Genomic DNA, 7,200 nt, shown 5'->3' on the forward strand with positions numbered 1-7,200 from the left:
TTCAGGATCTGTTCAGAGCTTCAGGATAGGGCAGGCGACAGGACTTACGCAGGAGCGGGGCGTGGCAAATATCCGCCACGCCCCGCTCAGGCAGGTAAGAGTGCTGCTAGAGCCCACCGGCCAGCTTGTAGTAGGCGGCGTTCCAGTTCAGTTCTTTCTTGAACTGTTTGATGGTGGTGTTTTCATCGATGGTCAGCAGTTCCGTCTGCGCGATCTCGGCGAAGTCCTCGAACACATCCATCCCGACGGCGGTGGAAAGCACCGTGTGATGCGCCGCTCCGGCAGTGAGCCAGGCCGCAGCAGACGTGGCGAAGTCCGGCTTGGGTGACCAGAGCGCCCGGGCAACCGGGAGGTTGGGCAGGGGCTGGTCGAGGTCCACGACGTCCACCGCGTTGGCAACCAACCGGAAGCGGTCGCGCATGTCAGACAGGGCCACCACAACTCCGGGGCCCGCGTCGGTGTCAAAGACCATACGGACGGGGTCTTCCTTGCCGCCAATGCCCAGCGGGTGGATCTCGACGCGCGGCTTGGTGGCCGTCAGCGACGGGCACACCTCGAGCATGTGGGCCCCGAGGATCTTTTCCTGGCCCGGTGTGAGGTGGTAGGTGTAGTCCTCCATGAGGGACGCACCGCCGGGCAAACCCGCGCCCATGACCTTGGCCGCGCGGACCAGGATTGCTGTCTTCCAGTCGCCCTCGGCACCGAAGCCGTAACCGTCGGCCATGAGCCTCTGCACAGCCATGCCCGGGAGCTGCCGAAGCTCCCCGAGGTCCTCGAAAGAGGTGGTGAACGCCGCGGATCCATTGGCTTCCAGGAAGCTGCGCAGGCCCAGTTCGATCCGTGCACTGTAGCGCAGCGACTCGTGCCGGGCGCCCCCTGCCTTCAGCTCCTCGGCCACCTCGTAGAGGTCCTCGTATTCGGCGACGAGCTTGTCGACGTCGGAGTCGGCAGCGCCGTGCACGGCGTCGGCAAGTTCGTTCACAGACCAGGTGTTGACCGAAACACCGAACCGGAGTTCGGCTTCGGTCTTGTCTCCTTCGGTGACCGCGACGTTGCGCATGTTGTCACCAAAGCGGGTCAGTTTCAGGGTCCGGACGGCGGCCCAGCCGGCGGAGGCGCGCTGCCAGACACCCACCTGGCGGGTGACCTCGGGGTTGGACACGTGGCCTACAACAGTCTTGCGCGGGATGCCCAGGCGGGACTGGATGTAGCCGAACTCGCGGTCGCCGTGGGCGGCCTGGTTCAGGTTCATGAAGTCAAAGTCGATGTCCGCCCACGGCAACTCGACATTGGCCTGGGTGTGCAGGTGCAGAAGCGGCTTGCGGAGCAGGTCCAGGCCCTGTATCCACATCTTGGCCGGCGAGAACGTGTGCATCCAAGCGGTGACGCCTATGACCTGATCGGCGGAATTGGCTTCGAGCGCGGTGCGCCGGATCGCGTCCGAGTCGGTCAGGACGGGCTTCCAGACCACCTTGACCGGTACTGAGGATGAGGCGTTGAGCTGGTTGGCGATCTCCTGCGACTGCGCCGCGACCTGCTTCAGAACATCCTCGCCGTAGAGGTGCTGGCTGCCGGTCAGGAACCAGACTTCATACTGCCCGAGCGAGGTGTTGTTGGCGTTGTTCATGATGTCTCCTGGAAAAAGTGGGGGCCTACTGGCCGTAAACGTTCTGGTAGCGGGCGTAGAGGGACTCGATGGCTGCTTCATCGATGGGCAGCGGTTGGCCCAGCTGCCGGGAAATATGGACGGTGCGTGCCACTTCTTCGCACATGACGGCCGCCTTGACGGCGGATTTGGCGTCCTTGCCGATGGTGAACGGCCCGTGGTTCTGCATGAGGACTGCCGGCGAATGGGAGTCCTTAAGGGTGTCCACAATGCCTTGGCCGATCGAGTCGTCACCGATGAGGGCGAACGGTCCCACGGGGATGGATCCACCGAACTCGTCGCTCATCATGGTCAGTACGCAGGGGATAGCCTCGCCCCGTGCTGCCCATGCTGTGGCGTAGGTGGAGTGAGTGTGCACCACTCCCCCAACCTCCGGCATGTGCCGGTAAACGTACGCATGGGCGGCAGTGTCCGACGACGGTGCGAGGGCCGGGTTGCCCCACTCGCCTTCCGCCGGCTCACCGTTCACGGGGGTCCCAAACAAATCCGTAACCACCATCGATTCGGGGGTCAGATCGTCGTAGGAGACACCGGAGGGTTTGATGACCATGAGGTCATGGCCCGGGACGCGGGCTGAAACGTTGCCTGCGGTCCACACCACCAGTTCATACCGGGTCAGCTCCGCATGCAGAGCACAGACCTCGGCGCGCAGCCGGCCGATGGTTTCCAGGAGGGTACTCATGCGTTCACCTTCTCGTCCCGCTCGGCGGCGTCGGATTCGCTTGCTTCAGCGGAGGGACCGCCCAAGCCAGGTTTCGCAGCGCGCTGGATGGCCTTGAGCCGGTGCATCACGTCGTTCGCGCCGCGGCCGAAGTAGTCGTGAAGGGTGCGGTATTCCTGGAACAGGGCTTCATACGCCGCCACGTTCTCGGGGATGGGCACATAGACTTCTCCGGGCTCGGACCCCATGGCGGCAGCTGCCTCCCGGATGTCCGGGTAAGCGCCGGCTGCCACAGCGGCGTGGATGGCTGATCCAAGGGCAGGTCCCTGGGTGGAACCGATGGTGGACAGCTGCAGCCCTGTGGCGTCCGCGTAGATCTGCATCAGGAGCTTGTTCTTCAGGAGCCCGCCGGCCACGATGAATTCCTTGACCGGAACCCCAGAATCCCGGAACGCGTCCACAATGGTGCGGGTGCCAAAGGCCGTGGCCTCCAACAGGGCACGGTACGTGTCCTCCGGCTTGGTGGCAAGGGTCTGGCCAACCACCACGCCCGAGAGTTCGTGGTCCACCAGCACAGAGCGGTTACCGCTGTGCCAGTCCAGGGCAATAAGTCCGTGCTCGCCGATGGCCTGGTGGGTGGCCAGTTCGGTCAGGTACTCATGGATACCCAGACCCGCGGCGGCTGCTGCCTCGTGGTACGCCGGGGGAACGCCGTTCTTGGTGAACCAGCCGAAGATATCGCCCACGCCGGACTGGCCCGCCTCATAGCCCCAAAGGCCGTCGACGATGCCGCCGTCCACCACGCCGCACATGCCCGGAACCTCATGCAGTTCCGTTCCGTTCATGACGTGGCAGGTGGAGGTTCCCATGATGGCCACCAGTTGGCCGGATTCAACGGCCTTCGCGGCCGGTGCTGTCACGTGCGCGTCAACGTTTCCGACGGCGACGGCGATGCCCTCCGGCAACCCGGTCCACGCAGCAGCTTCGGCAGTGAGGTAGCCGGCGGCGTCGCCGAGGCGGCCGATGGTGTGCTCGAGCTTGTCGCTGACGAAGGTCTCAAAAGCAGGGTTCAACGCAGTAAGGAAGTCCGCGGAGGGGTAGCGGCCGTCCTGGTAGATACCTTTGTAGCCGGCAGTGCAGGCGTTGCGGACATAGTTCCCGCTCAGCTGCCACACAATCCAGTCGGCTGCCTCCACCCAGTGATCCATTGCTTCATATGCCTGCGGGTCTTCTTCCAGAAGCTGCAGGCCCTTCGCGAATTCCCACTCTGAGGAAATGAGACCGCCATAGCGCGGCAGCCAGCTTTCGCCCAGTTCAGCGGCAAGGGTGTTGATGCGATCCGCCTGCGGCTGGGCGGCATGGTGGCGCCACAGTTTTACGTAGGCGTGCGGACGGTTGGCGAATTCCGGCAGTTCGTTCAGTGGGGTGCCGTCAGCTTTGACGGGAACCATGGTGCAAGCTGTGAAGTCGGTGGCGATACCGATGACTGCGGCCGGGTCGATGCCGGCGTCGGCGATAGCGGCGGGAACTGCGTTGCGAAGTACATCGCGGTAGTCGTTGGGCACCTGAAGTGCCCAGTCAGCGGGAAGCCGCACAGCGCCCTCGCCCGCTACATCGGCGGGCAGAGCCTCCGTGACCACAGCATGCGGGTAATCGAATACACCGCTGCCCAGTTCCTTGCCGTCCGCCACCCGGACCACCACAGCGCGGCCGGACAGGGTGCCGTAGTCGACGCCGATGACGTATTGCTCCGCCACGGAACCGTGGGGAGCGGGAGAGTTTTCGTTCTGCATATCTGCCTCCAGGGAAGAGGCAACGACCTCTTTTGCCTTCGTTGGAAATTTATGGTTAGTACTAATTGTGAACGCTAACACGGACAACGTCAAGACGCTGATACCGCTTTCGGAAAGGTGATACCCAGCCGTCAGAAGCGGCTGGGTATCACCATGGTCCTACTTGGCTTCTTGGACGTCAGTCGGCGCAAGCCGGATGAATGTCACGGATTTCGGTTGGAAGTTGTAAGTGAAATTAGTGCCTGCTCCTGTGAACACACTGGTTGCCGGAACCAGATTTTGGCCATCACTGGTAGTAGTCAAGGTGGTCACAGCGGCGCTGGAACTGATATTTGCCGTTCCGGCGACTTTGACGTCGACGGCGGCCGCTTCACCCGAGGTATTGACCACCTTAACGATCGTGTCCCCTGTCTGGGCATCCTTGGTGGCGACGGAGTAGATGGGATCCACAGGAGTTTCGTCAATGGTTCCCCAGAGGACATTGTCGAGGTACAGCTTCGCCGTCGGTCCGGTGACTTCGATCCGGATGTCGTACTGGCGGCCGGTCTCAATGGTGGTGCCCGTCTCGATCAGCGTGCTCTTCGCCCCATTGACAGCCTTCTCCACCACGGATTTGCTGTTGTTCCAGCCGCCGAGGTTCCACCAGTAGTAGTTTCCGGTGTCCTTCACTCCGAACGCGATCAGGAATCCTTCGGCGCCGGCCGTCTTGGTGGCCTTGGTGTTGAGCGTGTAGTTGCTCCACGCCGGGTTTCCGGCGGTAACCATAGTGTTCAGCGCTGTGGTGCTCGACTGGACGTAAGCGCCGTCCTGGACTGACCAGGTTCCGACGCCGTTGCCTGTCCAGGCCGAGGCGTTGCCGGAGAAGTCGTCGGCAAACAGCTGGCTGCCGTCGGAACTGGTGACCCTCACGTCGTCGTACTTTGCCGCGGTGGCCCATGTCGAGAGCCCGATCTGCCCTGTGATGGGTGCCGCCAGGCTGGCCGGGTTGTTCTGGGAACTGGGCACAACGTGGCTTCCGACGTTGTTCATAAAGAGCTTTTGCACTTCGAAGTTGGGCGTGGTCCTGATGGAAGTGCCGTTGAAGAACATGAGGTCCGGGCTCCACTGGACGTTGGCCTCATTGGCGATCAAGGGGGCGTAGGACGCCATCCGGACGACGTCAGCGTTCCGCTCGAGGCCCGTCATGAAGGACGCCTCGGCCAACGCATTCTCGGGCTTGTTGGCCAACGAGGCGAACTCCCCCAGGAAGACCTTGTAGCTGTCACGGTCATAGGAGTCGTAGCGGTGGTTGTTGGTCAGGAACCAATCGGGCGAGTTGTAGTAGTGCTCGTCGACGAAGTCGACCTTACGGTCCGCGTTGAACTTGGAGAGGTCATCAAAGTTGGCGCCTTGATCGTCCGGGCCCGTGTTTCCAATAACTTTGATATCGGGATAGGCGGCCTCAACAGCATCCTGGAACTGGGTGAAGTACGCCTTGAACTCAGGCTTGTACTCCTCATTGCCCAGGCTGATGCGGTCCAGGTTGTACGGGGCCGGGTGACCGTAGGCAATGCGCTTGGCACCCCATTCTGTGCTGGCGTCTCCATTCGCGAATTCGATCAGGTCCAGAGTGTCCTGGATGTACTTGTCCAGGGTTGCCTGGTCAGGTACGGCACGGTTATCGCCGCAGCCGGTGACACCCACAGGCACCACCGGAACGGGGACGGCCTTGAGGTCTTCAGCCCACTGGAAATACTCCATGTAGCCGAGCCCGTAGGTCTGGTTGTAGCCCCAGAAGTTCCTGTTGGCGGGACGCTGCTCAACAGGACCGATGGTCTCCTTCCACTGGTACGTGCGGGACCGGGTGTAGTTGGGCGCAGAGTAGGAGTCGTAACTGCCGGTGTTGACGATGCAGCCACCTGGAAACCGCAGGAACCCCGGGTTGAGCTCAGCGATCTTTTCGGCGAGATCCTTACGCAGCCCATGGCCGTTCCAGGTCTCCTGAGGCATCAGCGAAATCATGTCCAGGCGTACCGTTCCGGTTCCCTGGACAACAGTGGAAAGCCGTCCCGAGGCCGTCGTGGACTTAGGCGAAAGAGTCACGTTGTATTTTTTCCAGGCATCGCCCTTGACCTTGATGCTGGCGAGGTCCAGCCGGGCGCCTTCAGGAGTTTCCAGTGCGACTGCGAGCGTGGACCCTGCCGGATTGGAGGTTCTGGCCCAGACGGAGTACTCGTACTTCTTACGGGCCTCCAGCCGGTGCCCACCGTTCCAGCCGCTGTTACGGACCCCGACGCCGGCACCAGTGCCCGCGCCTGCAGTAGCCGCCTCGACCAACAGGTAGTTCCGGTTGTTCTCATTGAGGCGATAGTCATCGTTCTGGACAGTGGCCGTACCGGCGCTTCCCCGCTGGAGGATCTCCCAGGCGCTGAGTGCGGTGTAGGCGCGATTGTCCGTTGAATTGAATTCGAAGGACCGGTTCTGCACGAGTTCGGCGTAGATGCCCCCGTCCGCACCCTGGTTAATGTCCTCATAGAAGGCCCCGTACATCGTCGGAGCTATATCAGGACCCGCTTGGTCTGCATTGACTGTAATGGTGCGATTAGTGGTTTCAGCGTGGGCGCCAAGCGCCGGCGCGAGGGTGAGGGTGGCTGCCGCGAGCGATCCCGCCAGGGCCATAGTGCAGGCCCTCTTTACGGGACTCGGACGAACTGTGATTTGCATCGGAGGTGAGAGCCCTTTCTCCATTGAATGGTTTGCCGCCGAGCGCGCTTGTGAACGCTAACAAGTCGGAGGCTGTAGAAAGTATTGTTCAGGCTCCGGTCAAAAGTAAAGGGGGCCTCCGACAACCAAGCCGCCTGCCTGCGTCATAAACCGAGAGTGTCCCAATTGTGATCTTCACTACTTGACGCACATCATTGTTAGCGTTCACACTTGCTGGCAGAGCAAGCAGCTCACAGCAATGGCGGTGTTAGGTCTCCCGCCTGCATGTAACTAACGCTTCCGGGAGGATGTTGTGTTTAAGAAATCTCTAGTAGCCGTTTTGGCCGCGTCAGCTATTGCCCTTACTGCCTGCGGAGGTGGCGGCCAGGCCGCTTCGG

Annotated in this window: 4 protein-coding genes; all 4 read right to left on the reverse strand. The window is 61.9% G+C overall.

The window, feature by feature from the left end; translation table 11 throughout:
• Positions 1-106: 106 nt before the first annotated feature.
• Positions 107-1,627: an L-arabinose isomerase gene (gene araA, locus RIN13_RS02945; RefSeq protein WP_309105833.1), complete on the reverse strand. Its 1,521-nt coding sequence runs from the start codon at positions 1,625-1,627 to the stop codon at positions 107-109.
• A 25-nt stretch (positions 1,628-1,652) separates the two neighbouring features.
• Positions 1,653-2,348 (reverse strand): L-ribulose-5-phosphate 4-epimerase, encoded by a 696-nt coding sequence (locus RIN13_RS02950; protein WP_309105834.1) that lies wholly within the window; start codon positions 2,346-2,348, stop codon positions 1,653-1,655.
• Positions 2,345-4,120 (reverse strand): ribulokinase, encoded by a 1,776-nt coding sequence (gene araB / locus RIN13_RS02955; RefSeq protein WP_309105835.1) that lies wholly within the window; start codon positions 4,118-4,120, stop codon positions 2,345-2,347. Before araB ends, RIN13_RS02950 begins: the two co-directional genes overlap by 4 nt.
• Before the next feature lie 159 nt (positions 4,121-4,279).
• Positions 4,280-6,778 (reverse strand): alpha-L-arabinofuranosidase C-terminal domain-containing protein, encoded by a 2,499-nt coding sequence (locus RIN13_RS02960; RefSeq protein ID WP_309105836.1) that lies wholly within the window; start codon positions 6,776-6,778, stop codon positions 4,280-4,282.
• Between the last annotated feature and the right edge of the window lie 422 nt (positions 6,779-7,200).

This window comes from Arthrobacter sp., assembly GCF_031179985.1.
Classification (GTDB): domain Bacteria; phylum Actinomycetota; class Actinomycetes; order Actinomycetales; family Micrococcaceae; genus Arthrobacter.

Coding starts and splice junctions, on each gene's coding strand:
- RIN13_RS02950 (WP_309105834.1), bottom strand. CDS start 2,348: ATGAGTACCCTCCTGGAAACCATCGGCCGGCTGCGCGCCGAGGTCTGT.
- araA (WP_309105833.1), bottom strand. CDS start 1,627: ATGAACAACGCCAACAACACCTCGCTCGGGCAGTATGAAGTCTGGTTC.
- araB (WP_309105835.1), bottom strand. CDS start 4,120: ATGCAGAACGAAAACTCTCCCGCTCCCCACGGTTCCGTGGCGGAGCAA.
- RIN13_RS02960 (WP_309105836.1), bottom strand. CDS start 6,778: ATGGCCCTGGCGGGATCGCTCGCGGCAGCCACCCTCACCCTCGCGCCG.